This is a genomic window from Streptococcus vestibularis (assembly GCF_900636445.1).
Taxonomy (GTDB): domain Bacteria; phylum Bacillota; class Bacilli; order Lactobacillales; family Streptococcaceae; genus Streptococcus; species Streptococcus vestibularis.
On the sequence record NZ_LR134275.1, the window covers coordinates 1,539,821 to 1,556,547 of the forward strand.

Genomic DNA, 16,727 nt, shown 5'->3' on the forward strand with positions numbered 1-16,727 from the left:
TCACAAATCAGGCCAGCTTTTGCTTGGGAGATGAATTTGTTACAATGGTTGATGAAAGGATTAGGCATGACAAAGAAAAAATTAATCACTCTCTTTAAAGGAAAGAAAAATATAAATAGCGACTGCCAAAGTATCGTAGAACCTAAAGGATGGCGCTTTAATTGGAGAAATGTAGTTCTACTAGAGCCAACATCTGGATTGATCATCTTATTAATACTAGCACTGCTATATGGTGGTTTTTATTATTACGATCATTATACAGTCAACAAAGATAACATTTATGGTCTCTGGCAATCTGATCATCATCAGTTAGCGATTTCCTATAAGCATATTCGAAAGCGAGGAAATATCGACTGGCAGGTCGTACAGGATGGTAAGGATATTATCTATGCTGCTAGAACTCGCCCGGTCAAGCGGCTTAATGACGGAACTCTTCACATGGAGCTCTCCACTGTGGAAGGCTACCTGACAGACCTCCCAACCAAGGACGGCTTCAGCTATATGGATTTCTATCTTCGTAAAAACAATTATCTTACCTATGATGGCGAGTCCTACAAACGAATAGACTCCGGAAACAGGTCCATCACTTGGAAAGATGGTTCCACCAGCCCTTATGGTCAACGGAAAACCACTATAGATGAAGTTCTTGAAGCCTTCTATTTGATACTTATGGGTATTTGTTCATTTCTTATCGTGATAGAGGCTCGGCAAAAGAGGAGAGAAAAGTTAAGTGAGACACCAAAGAAAAAGAAAATACGCTGACCGGAAGAAACTCAACCGAAAGTATCATTCACAAAAAGCATATCGGAAACAACAGAAACGCAAAACTGGATGGCGAGCACGTTGGGATAAATTTACATACCGTTTAGCTAACATTTTTGGGGTATGTTTCCTAATCATCTTACCTATATTCATTATCTATGTTATTTTCTTTGATCATAACGTTTATAAAGACAGTATCTATGGCCTTTGGCAATCTGAAAGCCATCAGCTCGCTATATCCTACGAAGGAGGTTACAAGTCAGGTAAGCGCAATTGGGAGATTGTTCAAGATGGAAATGTCCTCATCAAAAATGCACGCATTGATGATATTAAACGCTTAGAGGATGGGACCCTCTACATTGAAGTTTATGCCGAGGAGCGCCTACTTTCAAACCTCCCCACAAAGCACGGCTATAACTATTTGAATATGTATGTACGGAAGGATCATTATTTGACTTATAATGATGAGTCCTACAAACGGATTGATGATGAAGACAAAAGCATTACCTGGAAAGACGGTTCAAAATCCCCCTATGGTCAACGAAAGACCTTACTTGATCGTCTGAAACCTTATATCGTATTTGGAATGTTTGGAGGCTTGTTTATATATGTCCTTTTCGTTGAATGGAAGATTAAAAGAAACTATAAAAACAAGTAAAACCACCCCTGCTTCTAGTTAACCTAGATAGCCACGAGGTGGTTTACTTGTTTTATTCTTTTTAAGCAAGACTTCCCCTTAGAGAGGAGTTAGTCTTATTTCACTTCGCCACCTTCAACGACGAGATCGTCAGCATTTGCTGCATCACCGTAAGTTGGGTGAAGTGTTTTTTCATAATCTTTGTGGAAAAAATTCTCTTCGCCAAGTTTCTTAATGTCTTTATTGATAAAGTCAAGGAGTTCTTTGTTACCTTTTTGAACGGCTGGGGCAATGGTGTCTGGGTCACCAAGTGATGTGATTCCAACTTCGTAACCTTTATTTTCTAGAGCCCAAGCAAGAACTTCTGTATTATCAGTCGAGAAGGCATCGCCACGACCATCTAGTAGGGCTTGGTAAGCATCGCTATATTGGTCATATTTTTGCAATTTGATATTTGGGTAGTTCTTTTCAAAGTAAGTTTCAGCAGTTGTCCCCTTAGTAACAATCAAAGTCTTACCTTCAAGCTCTTTAACGTCCTTAATCACCTTGTCTTTAGGTGACACCACACCGATTGAGACTTTCATGTAAGGAAGGGCGAAGTCCACTTGTTTCTTACGTTCATCAGTCACTGTGAAGTTGGCAAGGGTAATATCTACCTTGTTTGAAATCAAGAATTCAGCACGGTTAGCCGCATCTACTGAGACGTATTTAGGTTTAACACCCAAGTCCTTGGCCAAACGGTTACCAAGTTCAATATCGTAACCTTGGTAAGCACCCTTGTTATCTACATAACCGAAAGGTTTCTTATCCGCAAAAACGGCGATACGGAGTTCACCACTTTTCTTAATTTCTTCGATCGTACGTGCTTTGGCTGTTGATTTACCAGAGCTACTGTTACTTGAGCAAGCAGTCACTGCCACCAAGGCAAAGACGAGGGCTAATAGGGCAAAAATTTTCTTTGTTAATTTCATAAATATCTCCTAAAATAATTTATTTTCACTAAAAACAATGGGTTACAAATAGGCACCAAACTGGCTGAAGTCAAAGACATTGAGGAACTCTTGAGCCCGTTGTGTCTTTGGATGATTGAAGAATTCTTCAGCAGTACCTTCCTCAGCGATGACTCCCTTATCCATAAAGATAATACGATCAGCGATGGCACGCGCAAACTGAAGCTCATGGGTGACAATCAACATGGTACGCCCTTCTTGAGCGAGGTCGTTGATCAATTCCAGAACCTCACGAACCATCTCAGGGTCAAGCGAAGCCGTCACTTCGTCAAAGAGGATAACTTCAGGATGCATGAGAAGGGAACGGACAATTGCCACACGCTGCTTTTGACCACCTGACAGTTGTCGTGCGTAGCTATGCTTCTTGTCCAAAAGTCCCACACGATCCAAAAGTTTCTCAGCCTCCGCAATGACTTCTTCCTTATTACGCCCTTGAGCTTTGACTGGCCCCAAAATCAGATTTTGCAGGATGTCCAAGTGTGGAAAGAGGTCATAGCTTTGAAAGACCATGCCGATTTTCTGACGAATCAGATGAAAATCCTTCTTGCTACCAGTGATAGACTTGCCATCCAGGAGAATATCCCCTCCTTGAATGGTCTCCAAGCCATTGATGCAACGTAGCAAGGTCGATTTCCCACAGCCTGAGGAACCCAGGATAACAACGACTTCACCTTGTTTAACATCCAAGGAGATGCCTTTGAGAATCTCATTGTCCCCAAAGGACTTTTTCAAATCCTTGATTTGTAAAATGCTTTCTGTCATCTTAATTCCTCCAACGATTTTCAAGATAAGTAGACAGCTTAGATACTGGGTAACAAATAGCAAAATAAAGAATCAAAATCGTGCCATAAATCCAGAAAGAAGCTGTTGGAATAGTCAGGCGATTACTGTCGATAATCTGCTGACCAACCTTGGTCACCTCAACTACGCCAATCAAAACCACCAAGGACGTAGTTTTAATCATACGTGTCACCAGGTTAATAGCCTGAGGCAACAAGCGACGCAAGACTTGTGGAATAATCACATAGGTATAGAGTTGCCCATTGGTCAAGCCAAGGGACCTTCCGCTCTCAAACTGGTGTCTAGGTAGCGACGTGATTGAACCACGCACCAAATCACCCATCTCAGCCGTTCCCCAAAGGGTAAAGACGATAATAGCCGATAACTCACCTGAGATATTGATGTTAAAGTTCCTAGCCAGACCAAAATAGACTATAAAGAGCAAGACTAGTTGAGGCATGATTCGGATAAATTCCAGATAAATACGTGACAACAGCCGAACAATCTTAGACTTCGAAGTCATGACAATCCCAAAAAGGGTTCCTAGTAAAAGGGAAAGAAGCACCGAAACGATGGAAATGCCAATAGTTACGCCTAGACCTTGTAAGATACGTAGGAAATTATTCCCCTGAAGAAGAACCTGAAAGCCCGAATCCTGCATAGCGTAACCTCCTTTCAATCCAACTAAAGACTAGAGAAATCGGCAGCAACATTAAGAGATAAGCCACCACCAACATGCCTAGAGCCACATCGGTTTCGTAGTAAAGACCAATCAAATCTTTGGCAACATACATCAAATCCGCCAAGGCTACCGCTGAGAATACTGATGTTTCCTTAATAAGGAAAATGACGTTAGCACTGAATGACGGCAACGCCACAGCCACTGCCTGGGGAAGGACCACATAGCGAAAGACTTGAAATGGCGTCAAGCCTATAGACAGGCCCACTTCATGCTGGGTCTGACTAACGGCCTCTAGACCACTTCGGAAGGACTCCGCCATATAAGAACCACCCAAGAAAATCAAACCCACCACAGCACAAGCCTCTGATGATAAAACCAAACCTATACGAGGCAAACCAAAGTAGAGAAAGAAGAGTTGAATCAAGAGCGGCGTATTACGAGATAGCTCAATATAAGCCGTCGAAAGCTGACTCAAAACCGGTACTCGGTAATGACGAATAACACTCACCACCAGGCCCAAAAGGAAGGAACCAAAAATCCCCAGAACGGCAATATGTAAAGTTAAAAAGAATGCCTTCTGATAAAAGGGCAAATACTGTTGAACAATGGACCAGTCCAAAACCTACCTCCTCAAAACAAGATACAAAAGGCGTATAGAATTCCGTGAGCATTCACTGCCATCTACTTCTAGCCCTTTGACTTCACTCGCCTCTGATAATCATTGCGATACGCAAATCGTCATCAAAAACGAACGAATTGCTTTATTTCATTTGAAACGTTAGATTTATTCTACCATCTGTTAGATTATTTGGATAATATGTATTTTTTATCAGCGTGATAAAGAAAAGATATAAATAAAATCTAGATTTCTGTAAAGAAAAAAACACCTCAGTCTCAGAGATTTCTCCAAGACTAAGATGTCTGTCATCTAAATCATAGTGCTTAAATCAAATGGCTTTCACGTTTGTCGAACATTTCTTGTCCCAAGGCTACCAATTCCTTGATAAGATCTGAGTAAGAAAGTCCCATATTTTCCCAAAGTAGTGGGTACATTGACCATTGAGTGAAACCTGGCATTGTATTGAGCTCGTTAAGATAAATGGCTCCATCCTCTGTCAGGAAGAAATCACAGCGGGCAAGACCGCAACCACCTAGGGCACGGAAGGCCTTGGCCGCATAGGCACGCATTTGCGTCATGACTTCTGCAGGCACGTGAGCTGGGATATCCATGGTAATCTTATTGTCAATGTACTTGGCTTGGTAATCATAGAAAGCCACATCTTTGACCACTTCACCTGGGTCAGTCGTTTTGACAGTCGTATTTCCAAGGATACCAACCTCGATTTCTCGGGCAACCACACCTTGCTCAATCAAGATACGACTATCATATTTGAGGGCCAAATCAATCGCTGCATGAAGCTCTGCTTCATTTTCAGCTTTAGAAATCCCAACAGATGACCCCATGTTAGCTGGTTTTACGAAAACTGGGAAGGTCAATTTTTCAAGCGTCTCTGCCACTGCTGCTTCCAAATCTTCACCCTCGATGTAGACTGTATAGGCAACCTGAGGGACACCTGCAACTTCAAGAATATGCTTGGTCATAATCTTGTCCATAGCCACACTTGATGACAAGACATTAGTACCCACGTATGGCAACTTAAGGGTTTCGAGGAAACCTTGGATAGATCCATCCTCACCCATAGGACCATGAAGAACTGGGAATACCACAGCGCCTTCCTCATAAATATCGCTTGGTTTGATAGCCTGACTAGCCACAACTGTGTCATTAGTCATGAGCTTCTCATCATCACTTGGTGTTTCTGTAAATTCTTGTGTTTTGATAAAATCACCAGACTGAGTGATAAAGTAGGTTTTAACCTCAAATGCGCTGTAATCCACCGCACGCATAACACTCTCAGCTGAGAGCACAGACACTTCACGTTCTGCTGAACGTCCACCGTAGAGAAGGATAAGGGTTTGTTTAGACATAGGTATACCGTTTTCTTTTCTTGATTTTCTAGTCTCAGTTTTGAGAACATAATTATCTTAATCATATCACAAAAGGAAGGGATTTTCAAAAAGATTATGGGTAGAAAAAAACAGCCTAAGTGCTGTTTCAATCCTGTCTTAAATTTCGTCACCAAGTTCAAACTTAGTGCCTTTGAGGGCACGTTTGAGAGACCACTTCCATGGTTTACCTTCGATAGTGACTTGTTTGTTTTCGAGGTCAACTTGAACCTTGTCTACGCCTTTGACAGCAGAGAGTTTTTCGGTAACGGTGTTGACACAGCCTTGGCATTTCATTCCTGTGATGTTATATGTTTTTGTCATTTTTCTTTCTTCCTTTTCTTTAATTATTTTTTGATACACACCTTAAGTGGTGGTCATTATAAGTAACTGACGCTTAGACTTTGCGACGTTTGAGACGCAGAGCATTGAGGACGACTGAGACAGAGCTAAAGCTCATGGCAAGTCCTGCTATCATTGGGTCAAGGAGGGGGCCTCCAAAGAGGTGGAGGACACCCATAGCTACTGGGATAGACAAAATATTGTAGATAAAGGCCCAGAAGAGGTTCTCTTTAATCGTCGTGATAGTCACCTGACTAATTTTCAGAGCCTTAACGACATCCATGAGGTTGGGTTTCATAAGGACCATATCAGCACTTTCCATAGCAATATCTGTTCCTGATCCCATAGCAATACCGATATCGGCAGTCGCAAGGGCTGGGGCATCATTGATACCATCACCAACCATGATGACTGACTTTCCTTCTATCTGAAGGTCGCTAATCACCCTAGATTTCTCTTGCGGAAGCACTTGACTGATAACGCGTTTAATGCCAACCTTTTGAGCGATAGCTTGAGCTGTTTGGTCATTATCCCCAGTCAACATGATGACTTCCTTGCCCATTTGATGAAGAGCCGCCACCATATCTGCACTATCTGCTTTAACCTGATCGGCTACACCAAAGAGTCCGATTAACTTACCATCTTCAGCTAGAAAAATCGGTGTTTGACCATCAGCTGTCAAGTTTTGGAAATCAGCTTGTGCTGAAGTCAAGTCGACTTTTTCCTCTGTCATAAGGGTTTGATTCCCAGCTAAATAAGTCTTGCCTGCATAGCTGGCAGTAAGACCTCGTCCAGTCAAACTTGAAAAGTTATCCATCTCTAACAAGTCCAAGTTAGCATTTTCTGCTGCCACAAGGATAGCTTGACCTAATGGGTGTTCAGACTTAGCTTCCAAGGATGCCAAAAGCTGCAAGGCTACTCCACTATTGCCATAGGTATAGCTAGAAACCAACTGAGGTTTACCCTGAGTAATAGTTCCTGTCTTGTCAAAAACGAGGACATCAGCCTTGTGAGCTAGTTCAAGCACATCCCCACGCTTATAGAGAATACCGTGTTCGGCACCAAGGCCTGTACCAACCATGATAGCTGTCGGTGTCGCGAGACCCAAAGCACATGGACAAGCAATAACCAAGACACTAACTGCTACTGTCATAGCGAAGGTAAAGGTTTGTCCCATGACAAAGTACCAAAAGAGACCTGAAACAAGTGCGATAGCCATGACAACAGGAACAAAGACCGCTGACACTTGATCGGCAATCTTGGCAATCGGTGCCTTGGTTTGTTGGGCATCCTCAACCAATTTAATGATTTGGGAAAGCAAGGTGTCCTTACCAATTTTTTCAGCCTCATAAATCAAGCTACCTTGACCATTAATAGAACCTGCAAAAACTGGCTTACCAGCAGTTTTTTCAATAGGGAGTGACTCCCCTGTAAGCATACTCTCATCAATCGCGGAGCTACCAGAAATCACCTGACCATCCACGGCTATCTTTTCCCCAGGTTTGACCACAATATGGTCACCCAGAACAACCTTATCCACAGGAAGTTTGACTTCTTTACCATCTCTAAGGACGGTTGCCTCCTTGGCTGACAAGTGCATGAGTTTCTTGATAGCATCTGAAGTCCGACCTTTAGAGAGGGTTTCAAAATACTTACCTAGAGTAATCAAGGTCAAAATAACAGCCACTGACTCGAAATAAAGCTGGTGGGCGTGATGGGCATGCCCCAATGAAATATGGTAAGTACCATAGAGACTATAAAGAAAGGCTGCCGATGTTGCCAAGGCTACCAAGGCATCCATGTTAGGATGACCCTTGGCCAAGGTACGAAAACCATTGCTATAGAAGGAACGACCCAACCACATGACTGGAACTGTCAAAACTAGCAGCACCAAGGCATAAGTCAAGGCTGCATGGTGAGGAGACAAGAAGTTTGGCACAGGTAGACCGACCATTGGCCCCATAGCTAGATAAAAGAGAGGAATGGTGAAGACAGATGACCAAATGAGGCGCTCACGCACCTTGTGAATCTTGTCTTCTTCACGTTCTTCTTGACTTTTAGCTGTATCTGGATTGTAAACTTCTGCTTCATAACCAGCGTCAGCCACAGCTTTTTCAATCGCTTCTGGACTAACCTTATCCCCAGCATAATCCACAGACATTTTTTCCGTGGTCAGATTAACCACAGCCTTGTCCACACCATCCAACTTATTAACAGCATTTTCAACATTGGCCACACAGGACGCACAGGTCATCCCATTAACCACAAAAGTTTCTTTTGCCATTTTCTAATTCACCTCCATATGATGCCTACAAGCGCATTGACCAGGCACACAGTCACAAACCACCTGATCCACAGGTTCTTTTGCTGCAAGCAAGGCCTGTAACTTATCCACATCGGCCTGGGTCATCGGCGTCTTTGCCATGAGTTGACCCAACAAATCGCTATGTTTGGTCAAACAAATCTTGTCAAAAACAGCTTCTAAAGCCTGAAAATTCGCCTCATCTTCCCCCAAGCTAGCTTGATAGATAAACCCTCGTCCTTGACGCTGACTAGTTAGGTACCCCTTGTCCGCCAAACGTCCAAGCAAGGTCTTTACTGTCGAAGCCGACCAGTCTAGCTTCTTAGATAGAATCGCTATAATCTCTGAAGAAGTAGCTTGTCCCTTAGCCCAGAGCACTCGCATGACTTCCCATTCCGCAGATGAAATTGTCAGCATGATAGTTCCTTTCTGAATGTTATTATTTGTTTACGTTTGTAGATTTATTTTAACACTATTGTGAAAATGCGTCAAGAGTTTTGTCTACATTTGTAGATTTATTTTTGATAAAAAAACTCCCCATTTCTGGAGAGTATCATCTGCTATTTTTCAAAGTGTGAACCGAATGTAACAAATTCAGCGACTTCGTCTTTCTTACCGTCGTCAAGGTCACGGACAATTTTTGATCCCACGATAACACCGTCTGACACAGCGTTAAAACGTTTGATGTCTTCCTCTGTTGACACACCGAAACCTGTGAGGACTGGAATGTCTGCATGGGAAGTCAAGTTAGACAAGTGCTTATCAAGGTCATCACGGTAATTACCAGTCTTACCAGTGACACCATTGATGGCAACTGCGTAGATAAAACCTTCTGCACCATCAATCAACCGTTTCTGACGGTCAAGGCCTGTCGTCAAGCTTACCAAAGGAACAAGAGCAATATCACTATCTTTCAAATATGGTGTGATAAAGTCAGCATGTTCATTTGGCAAATCAGGAATGATGAGCCCCTTGACAGAAGTTTCTGCTAAATCTTTAACAAAGGCTTCAATACCATATTGATAAACTGGGTTGATGTAGGTCATGATAACCAAGGGCACCTGTGTTTTTTGTTCTTTAAGCTTCTTGATGATAGCCGTTAAGGTCACACCTTTAGCTAAACTACGTTGTCCTGCCAATTCAATAATAGGGCCATCAGCCACTGGGTCAGACCATGGAATACCGACCTCGATAGCTGAAACACCACTATTTTCCAAGAGAGCAATAGTCTCAAAGAGTCCGTCTAGACCTTTAGCGTGGTCACCAGCCATGATATAAGGTACAAAAATGCCGTGTTTACTGTCTTTGATAGCTTGTAGGTGTTTTGTTAGTGTTTTTGTCATGGTTTATTTCCCTTCTGCTTCAGCTTCGAAACGTTCTTTAACCTGCATCACGTCCTTGTCCCCACGACCTGAAAGGCAGACAAGGAGACTTTGGTCTGGCGACATCTTAGCTGCCACTTTTTGTGCAAGCGCAATGGCATGGCTAGACTCAAGTGCTGGGATAATACCTTCCAAACGTGATAGAAGTTTGAAGCCTTCGAGAGCTTCTTCATCTGTGATAGAGTCGTAAGTCGCACGTCCAATTTCGTTGAAATAACAGTGCTCAGGGCCAACCCCTGGGTAGTCCAGACCAGCTGAGATAGAGAAGGCTTCCATGATTTGACCATGAGCATCTTGGAGGACATCCATAAGCGCTCCATGAAGAATACCTGGACGACCTTTGGCAAAGGTTGCGGCGTGTTTATCAGTATCAAGCCCCAAACCAGAAGCCTCAGCACCATACATAGCTACTGACTCGTCATTGACAAATGGGTAGAACATACCGATAGCATTTGAACCACCACCGATACAAGCCATTACAGCATCAGGCAATTTACCGCCAGAAATCTCTGCATATTGGCGTTTGGATTCACGACCGATGACAGATTGGAAGTCACGAACAATTTCTGGGAATGGTGCTGGACCAAGGGCAGACCCCATGATGTAGTGAGTGTCATCAATACCTGCTACCCAAGCACGAAGGGCTGCATTTACAGCGTCCTTAAGCACGCGCGAACCATCTGTGACGCTAAATACCTTGGCACCAAGCAACTCCATACGGAAAACGTTAAGCGCCTGACGTTTAACATCTTCTTCACCCATGTAAATAGTACAATCCATGTCAAAAAGGGCTGCGGCTGTCGCTGTTGCAACACCGTGTTGACCTGCACCAGTTTCGGCGATGATTTTCTTCTTGCCCATACGTTTGGCAAGCAAGACCTGACCAAGGGCATTGTTAATCTTATGGGCACCTGTGTGGTTAAGGTCCTCACGTTTAAGATAAATTTGTGCCCCACCAATATGATCAGTCAATCGTTTGGCGTGGTAAAGAGGCGTCTCACGGCCCACATAGTTTTTGAGGAGATCATCCAATTCCGCTTGGAAACTTGGATCTTCCTTGGCTTCACGATAGGCCTTGTCCAATTCAATAACGGCTGTCATCAGCGTTTCTGGAACGAACTGACCACCGAATTTTCCATAAAATCCTTTTGCATCAGGTTGTTGATATGTCATGCTTTCACTCTTTCTATAAATGCTTTAATCTTATCTAAATCTTTGTGACCATCTGTCTCGACACCCGAAGACACATCTAAGGCATAGGGGTGGAAAGTCTCCTTGGCCTCTGCCACATTGTCCACAGTCAAACCACCAGCGATGAAATAATCCTGTTCAATCTGTTTGTCCGCCAAGAGTTGCCAGTCAAAGGTCTGACCACTGCCAGCAATGGGAGCATCAAAGAGAAGATAATCCGCCTGGCTCTTGACTTGAGAATCACTATCCGAAATCTGAATAGCTCGAATAACTGGTACTGATATCTCTGGAATCAGAGCTTCATCAAAAGTTCCATGAATCTGAACGATATCTAAGGGAACTTGACTAATCGCTTCTTCCAGTTCCTCAAGGCTTGGTGCAACAAAGACACCGATGATTTTTGTCTGGCCTGTCACTCCTTTAGCTAGCTTGTGAGCTTGTTCAAGACTCACTTGACGCTTGCTTTTGGCGAACACAAAGCCAATGTAGTCAGCACCTGCTTCAACTGCAGTTGCTACCGCTTCTGGTGTCGATAGTCCACAAATTTTAACCTTTGTCAATTTGCAACTCCTTGACCTTCTCAGCCACGTTGTCAGCCGTCATAAGGGCAGTTCCTACCAAAATCCCATTAAAATATGGGGCAACAAGGGCAGCATCCTGACCTGTGAAAATAGCCGACTCAGAAATATAAACAGGCTTTTCCTTGAAATGCGTTGATAACTCAAGACTGGTATTGATATCTGTCTCAAAAGTGACCAAATTACGGTTGTTAACACCGATAATCTCAGCACCAATACGATGAGCCACTTCCAATTCTGGTAGATTATGCGTTTCAACCAAGACTTCCAAGCCAAGGCTAGTCGCAAAATCATAGAGCTCCTTGAGACGAGCTTCTGGCAAGGCCGCTACAATCAAGAGAATGACTGTCGCTCCCGCATTACGGCTACGCACAATCTGTTTCTCATCAATAATGAAGTCCTTAGCCAAGGTTGGAATAGCCACCTGTGACGAAATTTCTTTCAAATAGGAAATATCACCCTTAAAGAAAACCTCGTCCGTCAAAACAGAAATCATGGCTGCCCCATTCTCCTCATAGGTCTTGGCCTGAGCCACAATATCCACATCTAGGTTAATATCACCCATACTTGGACTAGCTTTTTTCACTTCAGAAATAATTTGCAGCTTGTTTTGATTTGACTTGAGAAACTCATAAAGACGATAGGTCTGGCGCAAGGGCTGCAAGTCTTCCATGACCAACTGGGCCACTTCTTTTTCTTTTTGTTCTAAGATTGTTGGGAGAAAGGCTTTACTCATACTTGTACCTCTTGGAGTTGGCGAAGTTTCTCTAGGGCTGATCCGTCCGCAATCAATTGGCGAGCAAGCTCAACACCTTCTTTAATGGTCGCAACCTTACCATTGGCAAAGAAGCCAAGACCAGCATTAAGCACTGTTGTTTCAAGATAAGGACTAGCTTCGTTTTTCAAGACACTAAGGAGAATCTCTGCATTTTCCTTGGCATCGCCACCTGTGATGTCAGACAACTCAACCTTTTCCATCCCCAAATCTTCATAAGTGAAAGTGTGCTGGCTGATGTGACCATCTTCCAAAATGGTGTAGGTGTTAGTGCCATAGAGGGCAGCTTCGTCCATATTGTCAGGACCTGTGATAATAACCGCACGTTTACGTCCCAACTGTTGAATAGCATTAGCAACAATTTCTTGTAATTCCACACGATAGAGGCCCATGAGTTGTGTCTCAAGGTCAAGCGGATTAGCCAGTGGGCCAACCAAGTTCATAATCGTTGGAATCCCAAGAGCTTGGCGGGCTGGACCAATAAAACGCATAGCTGGATGCATGGTTTGGGCAAAGATAAAGGCCAAACCAACCTCGTCAAGTGCTTTAGATAGGGTTTCTGGTGATGCCGCAACGTTGATTCCAAGAGCTTCAAGCACGTCTGCTGAACCAGATTTAGAGGAAATCGAACGGTTACCAGCCTTGGCCATACGAATTCCGCCTGCTGCTAGGACAAAGCAAACCGTTGTTGAAATGTTAAAGCTATAAGACTGGTCCCCACCAGTTCCACAGTTACACATAGCATCTGTGAAGGTCTCAGGCAAGACCGTCGCATGTGATTTGAGGGCTCGCACAATACCTGTGATTTCATCTGCTGTCTCTCCCTTAGTTTTGAGCCCCATAAGGAAGGCAGCGATTTGGCTTTCTGAGACTTCATTTTTGAGAATACGGTCAAAGACTGCTTGGACTTGGTCTTGAGACAAGTCTTGTCGGTTTGAGATTTGTAGGAATATTTCTTTCATATTTGTTTACCTTTTCAAAAACGGTTCAAAGTTTTCTGATGCACGAGGAGATGTTCTGAGCGTAGACCAATTTAGTCAAAAGACTGACCAACTAGCCTGCAACGATTTTCACGAAATTTTCAACCATCTTGAGCCCATCTGGACTTCCGATGCTTTCTGGGTGATATTGCAAACCATAAATTGGTAGCTCCTTATGTTGAATGGCCATGATTTCTTGATCATCAGTTGTGATAGCTGTCACATCAAAACCCTCTGGCATTTGGTCAACAACGATGGAATGGTAACGCATGATTGGGACATCATTGTCAATATCCTTGAAAATTGGCGATGGCGTTTCAAAAGTAATATTGCTTTGTTTGCCATGCATGACATTCTTAGCCAAGCCAAGTTTACCACCAAAAGTTTCCGCAATAGCCTGGTGCCCCAAGCAAATTCCCATCATCGGTTTTTTACCAGCGAAATCCTTAATCAAGGCTTCCATTTTACCCGCATCAGCTGGCCAACCTGGACCCGGTGAAAAGACTAGCCCGTCAGCTTTTTCTGCCTCTTCATAGAGAGTCTCATCATCGTTACGTAAGACCTTTACCTCTGTAAATGTCCCTAGGTATTGTGCCAAATTGTAGGTAAAAGAATCATAGTTATCAACTAATAAAATCATTGGGCATCTCCTATTCTTGTCATAGCTTTCGCCTTGTTAATCGTTTCGTAAAATTCATTTTCAGGAACACTGTCATAGACAACACCTGCACCTGCCTGAACATAGGCTTTTTGATTTTTGAGAATCATAGTACGGATAGCAATGGCAAAGTCCATATCTCCTGTCGCAGACAGATAACCAATAGCTCCCGCATAAATACCACGTTTTTCCTGTTCAAGCTCATAGATACGGCGCATAGCACGAATCTTAGGCGCTCCTGACACGGTTCCAGCTGGTAGGGTTGATTTAAGAGCATCAAGGGCTGTCAACTCAGGCAAGAGTTGCCCTTTGACCACACTGGTAAGATGCATGACATAGCGGAAATACTCAACCTCCATATACTTGGTCACCTTGACCGTACCATTTTGGGCAATCTTACCAATATCATTACGCCCCAAGTCAACCAACATACGGTGTTCCGCAGTTTCTTTGATGTCATGTGAGAGTTCATCCGCCAAAGCAGCGTCTTCAGCCTCATTGGTACCACGAGGACGAGTCCCAGCAATCGGATTGGTGACCACCTCTCCATTTTTCACTGAAACCAGGCTCTCTGGGCTAGCACCAATCACCTGATAATCTCCAAAATCATAGAAATAAAGGTAGTTTGATGGGTTGGTCACGCGCAAGTTACGGTAGTAATCCAAAGGATCTCCCTCAAAGTCCGCTGAAAAGCGTTGACTAAGCACACATTGGAACATATCTCCCTCACGAATGAGTTTCTTAGCCTTAGCCACCATGTCCATGAAGACTTCTTTTTCGATATGATTTGAAAATTGCAAAGCTTGCAAGGCCTGAGGTGTAAACTCGTTTGGTGCCTGAGTCTGGAGGTCCGTTACCACCTGCCCCAGAGCCTGACGCACCGCATCGTTGTCACGACCAGAGTAGATATTATCCTCAACCACATAAACCTTTTCCTTCTTATGGTCAAAAATCAAGTAAGACTCATAGATGAAGAAATGCATATCAGGTGTTCCAATCGTGTCTTCAGGAATCTCCCCGATATTTTCATAGAGACCAATCATATCATAGCCTGCAAATCCGATAGCACCACCTGCGAAAGGTAGGTCAGACTTGATGTCCTTGACTGTTACTTGGTCCAAGTATTCGAAAGGATCCTGATCAATCGCCTTACCATTTTCATAAAGAACACCATCCTTGAAGGTTACTTCAAAGACCGGATTATAGGCAACAATAGAAAAACGTGCATTTTCCTTCTCACGAGGAATAGATTCAAGGATAACCTTGTGTTCCCCCTGAACACGCATATAAGCCAAGATTGGTGTTAAGGTATCGGCTGGTAAAATTTTTCTCATAGTATTTCCTTTCAAACTGGTTTATCGAGAGTAATAAGACTGATACAAGACTCCTTTATAGGATGTATCGGCACCATTATTGTTCTTTATTCACTTTCTCTTCCAAAGCAATAAGGGCTTGAATCATGCTTTGCCAAACACTTTCAGCCACATCTGGCGATAAGCCAAGCTCTAGTGCCTCCTTGCGACGGTAGCTATGACTTGAGCAACACAATCATTCGCCCGGACTGCGGACTTATCTCCTTTTGGCTTCAGCCGCCCTGCCTTTTCCACAAGTATTTGACGTTGGGCCAGGAGTCGAATTAACTGACTATCAATATTATCAATAACTCTTCGAACATTGCTTAATGCAGCCATAAATACCCAAGCTTTCATTAAACAATAAAATGACACTTCTTTTAGGTAAAGAGACCTTTAAAGATAAAAGTAAACAAAAAACCTCACAGAGAAAAACTCTGTGAGGGCATTAAATCTAGTTTAACACGGTACCACCTCAGTTAACAGTCTCAAAAAACGACCATCATCTCTATCTCCTCCAACAAGGAGTTGCACGGTAAGGGGTGCCAACCGAGAAGAATATGTGTTACCTTCTCATTATCATCCAATCAGCCCAATGTTCGCTCATCTCGATTACCTACTCACAATCACCGCAGGCTCCCTGAAAATCTAAGACCAGTTACTTTCTGATTTAATAACTATTGTACTCTTTTTTAGAGGGATGTCAAGAATTTTCTGTTAATTTTGACAATTCCTATCCCATAAGATTCGTCTATAGCTAATACAGAGAGTGAGATAGCCTTGTCCCTAAGCTATACAAAATAAAAAAATCCCCAAAGGGACTTTCTTTGTTTGATAAACAACGGCAGGGGGACAATCCTGCATCTCTTTCAGACCCGAAGGTGCGGCGGCTGCCTCTTCCGCCCTCGTTGTTATTCCTTACCCATATTATATCACATTTTCTTCACTCTACCAGCATTTATATAGTTTTTCAGCTTAGAATCTTTAATCACAAACATGGTACGGACATTAAGTTTATCACATAATCTGACCGCTACCAAAACATTACCATCAATACGTTTGATGTATTCCAAGGACTGGCCATTAGGATGGCGACCGATATAGTCCGGATGAGCAATAATCTCTGGAATACGTTCATAGGTGGCATCAAAATCACTGAATTCCTGGCGATGTTTTTCCATATGCCTCTTACGTTGTGCAGACAGCGTGATGTCTTCACCAGGATTGTAGTCCAAATCAAAAGCTTTAATGACTTTTGGCGTCAAGTGCCCTACTATTTTCATGCCTCT

At 43.2% G+C, this 16,727-nt stretch carries 18 protein-coding genes and 1 pseudogene; 2 read left to right on the plus strand and 17 right to left on the minus strand.

Going from position 1 to position 16,727, the window contains the following annotated elements; genetic code table 11:
* Positions 1 to 66 precede the first annotated feature (66 nt).
* Both EL076_RS07725 and EL076_RS07730 read left to right on the plus strand, forming a co-directional pair.
* Positions 67 to 762 carry a hypothetical protein gene (locus EL076_RS07725; RefSeq protein ID WP_225901330.1) on the plus strand — a complete coding sequence of 232 codons (696 nt, stop codon included), beginning with the start codon at positions 67 to 69 and terminating at the stop codon, positions 760 to 762.
* Complete coding sequence (locus EL076_RS07730; protein WP_003093721.1) at positions 731 to 1,420, plus strand: hypothetical protein; 690 nt, start codon at positions 731 to 733, stop codon at positions 1,418 to 1,420. The genes EL076_RS07725 and EL076_RS07730 overlap by 32 nt, the downstream gene beginning before the upstream one ends.
* Positions 1,421 to 1,515: 95 nt before the next feature.
* Here EL076_RS07730 and EL076_RS07735 read toward each other — a convergent pair whose 3' ends face one another.
* The 17 genes and pseudogenes from EL076_RS07735 to EL076_RS07815 form a co-directional block, all read right to left on the minus strand.
* Positions 1,516 to 2,370 (minus strand): cysteine ABC transporter substrate-binding protein, encoded by an 855-nt coding sequence (locus EL076_RS07735; RefSeq protein ID WP_003094464.1) that lies wholly within the window; start codon positions 2,368 to 2,370, stop codon positions 1,516 to 1,518.
* A 42-nt stretch (positions 2,371 to 2,412) separates the two neighbouring features.
* On the minus strand, positions 2,413 to 3,171 hold the full coding sequence (locus EL076_RS07740; RefSeq protein WP_039976374.1) for an amino acid ABC transporter ATP-binding protein: 759 nt from the start codon (positions 3,169 to 3,171) through the stop codon (positions 2,413 to 2,415).
* Between the two features lies 1 nt (position 3,172).
* Entirely contained in the window at positions 3,173 to 3,850 is a 678-nt protein-coding gene (locus EL076_RS07745) for an amino acid ABC transporter permease (RefSeq protein WP_003094336.1), read from the minus strand.
* Positions 3,810 to 4,490, minus strand: a complete 681-nt coding sequence (locus EL076_RS07750) for an amino acid ABC transporter permease (protein WP_003094028.1) — start codon at positions 4,488 to 4,490, stop codon at positions 3,810 to 3,812. The genes EL076_RS07745 and EL076_RS07750 overlap by 41 nt, the downstream gene beginning before the upstream one ends.
* 323 nt (positions 4,491 to 4,813) lie before the next feature.
* On the minus strand, positions 4,814 to 5,860 hold the full coding sequence (locus EL076_RS07755) for a D-alanine--D-alanine ligase (protein WP_003094824.1): 1,047 nt from the start codon (positions 5,858 to 5,860) through the stop codon (positions 4,814 to 4,816).
* 138 nt (positions 5,861 to 5,998) lie between these two features.
* Positions 5,999 to 6,202, minus strand: a complete 204-nt coding sequence (gene copZ, locus EL076_RS07760) for a copper chaperone CopZ (protein WP_002891592.1) — start codon at positions 6,200 to 6,202, stop codon at positions 5,999 to 6,001.
* Between the two features lie 73 nt (positions 6,203 to 6,275).
* Positions 6,276 to 8,504 (minus strand): heavy metal translocating P-type ATPase, encoded by a 2,229-nt coding sequence (locus tag EL076_RS07765; RefSeq protein WP_126429936.1) that lies wholly within the window; start codon positions 8,502 to 8,504, stop codon positions 6,276 to 6,278.
* 3 nt (positions 8,505 to 8,507) lie between these two features.
* Complete coding sequence (locus EL076_RS07770) at positions 8,508 to 8,939, minus strand: CopY/TcrY family copper transport repressor (RefSeq protein ID WP_064519491.1); 432 nt, start codon at positions 8,937 to 8,939, stop codon at positions 8,508 to 8,510.
* Between the two features lie 143 nt (positions 8,940 to 9,082).
* Positions 9,083 to 9,865, minus strand: coding sequence for a tryptophan synthase subunit alpha (gene trpA, locus EL076_RS07775; protein ID WP_126429938.1), 783 nt, complete (start codon positions 9,863 to 9,865; stop codon positions 9,083 to 9,085).
* 3 nt (positions 9,866 to 9,868) lie between these two features.
* A complete protein-coding gene (gene trpB, locus EL076_RS07780) occupies positions 9,869 to 11,077 on the minus strand; it encodes a tryptophan synthase subunit beta (RefSeq protein ID WP_126429940.1) in 1,209 nt (402 codons plus the stop codon).
* Positions 11,074 to 11,655 carry a phosphoribosylanthranilate isomerase gene (locus EL076_RS07785; RefSeq protein WP_003093795.1) on the minus strand — a complete coding sequence of 194 codons (582 nt, stop codon included), beginning with the start codon at positions 11,653 to 11,655 and terminating at the stop codon, positions 11,074 to 11,076. The genes trpB and EL076_RS07785 overlap by 4 nt, the downstream gene beginning before the upstream one ends.
* Positions 11,642 to 12,409, minus strand: coding sequence for an indole-3-glycerol phosphate synthase TrpC (gene trpC, locus EL076_RS07790; protein WP_126429942.1), 768 nt, complete (start codon positions 12,407 to 12,409; stop codon positions 11,642 to 11,644). Before trpC ends, EL076_RS07785 begins: the two co-directional genes overlap by 14 nt.
* A complete protein-coding gene (trpD, locus tag EL076_RS07795) occupies positions 12,406 to 13,410 on the minus strand; it encodes an anthranilate phosphoribosyltransferase (protein WP_126429944.1) in 1,005 nt (334 codons plus the stop codon). Before trpD ends, trpC begins: the two co-directional genes overlap by 4 nt.
* Before the next feature lie 91 nt (positions 13,411 to 13,501).
* Positions 13,502 to 14,068 (minus strand): aminodeoxychorismate/anthranilate synthase component II, encoded by a 567-nt coding sequence (locus EL076_RS07800; RefSeq protein WP_013991050.1) that lies wholly within the window; start codon positions 14,066 to 14,068, stop codon positions 13,502 to 13,504.
* On the minus strand, positions 14,065 to 15,420 hold the full coding sequence (trpE, locus tag EL076_RS07805) for an anthranilate synthase component I (RefSeq protein ID WP_126429946.1): 1,356 nt from the start codon (positions 15,418 to 15,420) through the stop codon (positions 14,065 to 14,067). Before trpE ends, EL076_RS07800 begins: the two co-directional genes overlap by 4 nt.
* A gap of 76 nt (positions 15,421 to 15,496) precedes the next feature.
* Positions 15,497 to 15,777, minus strand: a pseudogene (locus tag EL076_RS07810) (chorismate mutase).
* A gap of 593 nt (positions 15,778 to 16,370) precedes the next feature.
* A complete protein-coding gene (locus tag EL076_RS07815) occupies positions 16,371 to 16,721 on the minus strand; it encodes a PBECR3 domain-containing polyvalent protein (RefSeq protein ID WP_126429948.1) in 351 nt (116 codons plus the stop codon).
* Positions 16,722 to 16,727 lie beyond the last annotated feature (6 nt).

What these genes read in the sequence shown, in the direction of transcription:
- EL076_RS07725 (WP_225901330.1), top strand. Translation starts at nt 67, where the DNA reads ATGACAAAGAAAAAATTAATCACTCTCTTTAAAGGAAAGAAAAATATA.
- EL076_RS07735 (WP_003094464.1), bottom strand. Translation starts at nt 2,370, where the DNA reads ATGAAATTAACAAAGAAAATTTTTGCCCTATTAGCCCTCGTCTTTGCC.
- EL076_RS07740 (WP_039976374.1), bottom strand. Translation starts at nt 3,171, where the DNA reads ATGACAGAAAGCATTTTACAAATCAAGGATTTGAAAAAGTCCTTTGGG.
- EL076_RS07745 (WP_003094336.1), bottom strand. Translation starts at nt 3,850, where the DNA reads ATGCAGGATTCGGGCTTTCAGGTTCTTCTTCAGGGGAATAATTTCCTA.
- EL076_RS07755 (WP_003094824.1), bottom strand. Translation starts at nt 5,860, where the DNA reads ATGTCTAAACAAACCCTTATCCTTCTCTACGGTGGACGTTCAGCAGAA.
- copZ (WP_002891592.1), bottom strand. Translation starts at nt 6,202, where the DNA reads ATGACAAAAACATATAACATCACAGGAATGAAATGCCAAGGCTGTGTC.
- EL076_RS07765 (WP_126429936.1), bottom strand. Translation starts at nt 8,504, where the DNA reads ATGGCAAAAGAAACTTTTGTGGTTAATGGGATGACCTGTGCGTCCTGT.
- EL076_RS07770 (WP_064519491.1), bottom strand. Translation starts at nt 8,939, where the DNA reads ATGCTGACAATTTCATCTGCGGAATGGGAAGTCATGCGAGTGCTCTGG.
- trpA (WP_126429938.1), bottom strand. Translation starts at nt 9,865, where the DNA reads ATGACAAAAACACTAACAAAACACCTACAAGCTATCAAAGACAGTAAA.
- trpB (WP_126429940.1), bottom strand. Translation starts at nt 11,077, where the DNA reads ATGACATATCAACAACCTGATGCAAAAGGATTTTATGGAAAATTCGGT.
- trpC (WP_126429942.1), bottom strand. Translation starts at nt 12,409, where the DNA reads ATGAGTAAAGCCTTTCTCCCAACAATCTTAGAACAAAAAGAAAAAGAA.
- trpD (WP_126429944.1), bottom strand. Translation starts at nt 13,410, where the DNA reads ATGAAAGAAATATTCCTACAAATCTCAAACCGACAAGACTTGTCTCAA.
- EL076_RS07800 (WP_013991050.1), bottom strand. Translation starts at nt 14,068, where the DNA reads ATGATTTTATTAGTTGATAACTATGATTCTTTTACCTACAATTTGGCA.
- trpE (WP_126429946.1), bottom strand. Translation starts at nt 15,420, where the DNA reads ATGAGAAAAATTTTACCAGCCGATACCTTAACACCAATCTTGGCTTAT.
- EL076_RS07815 (WP_126429948.1), bottom strand. Translation starts at nt 16,721, where the DNA reads ATGAAAATAGTAGGGCACTTGACGCCAAAAGTCATTAAAGCTTTTGAT.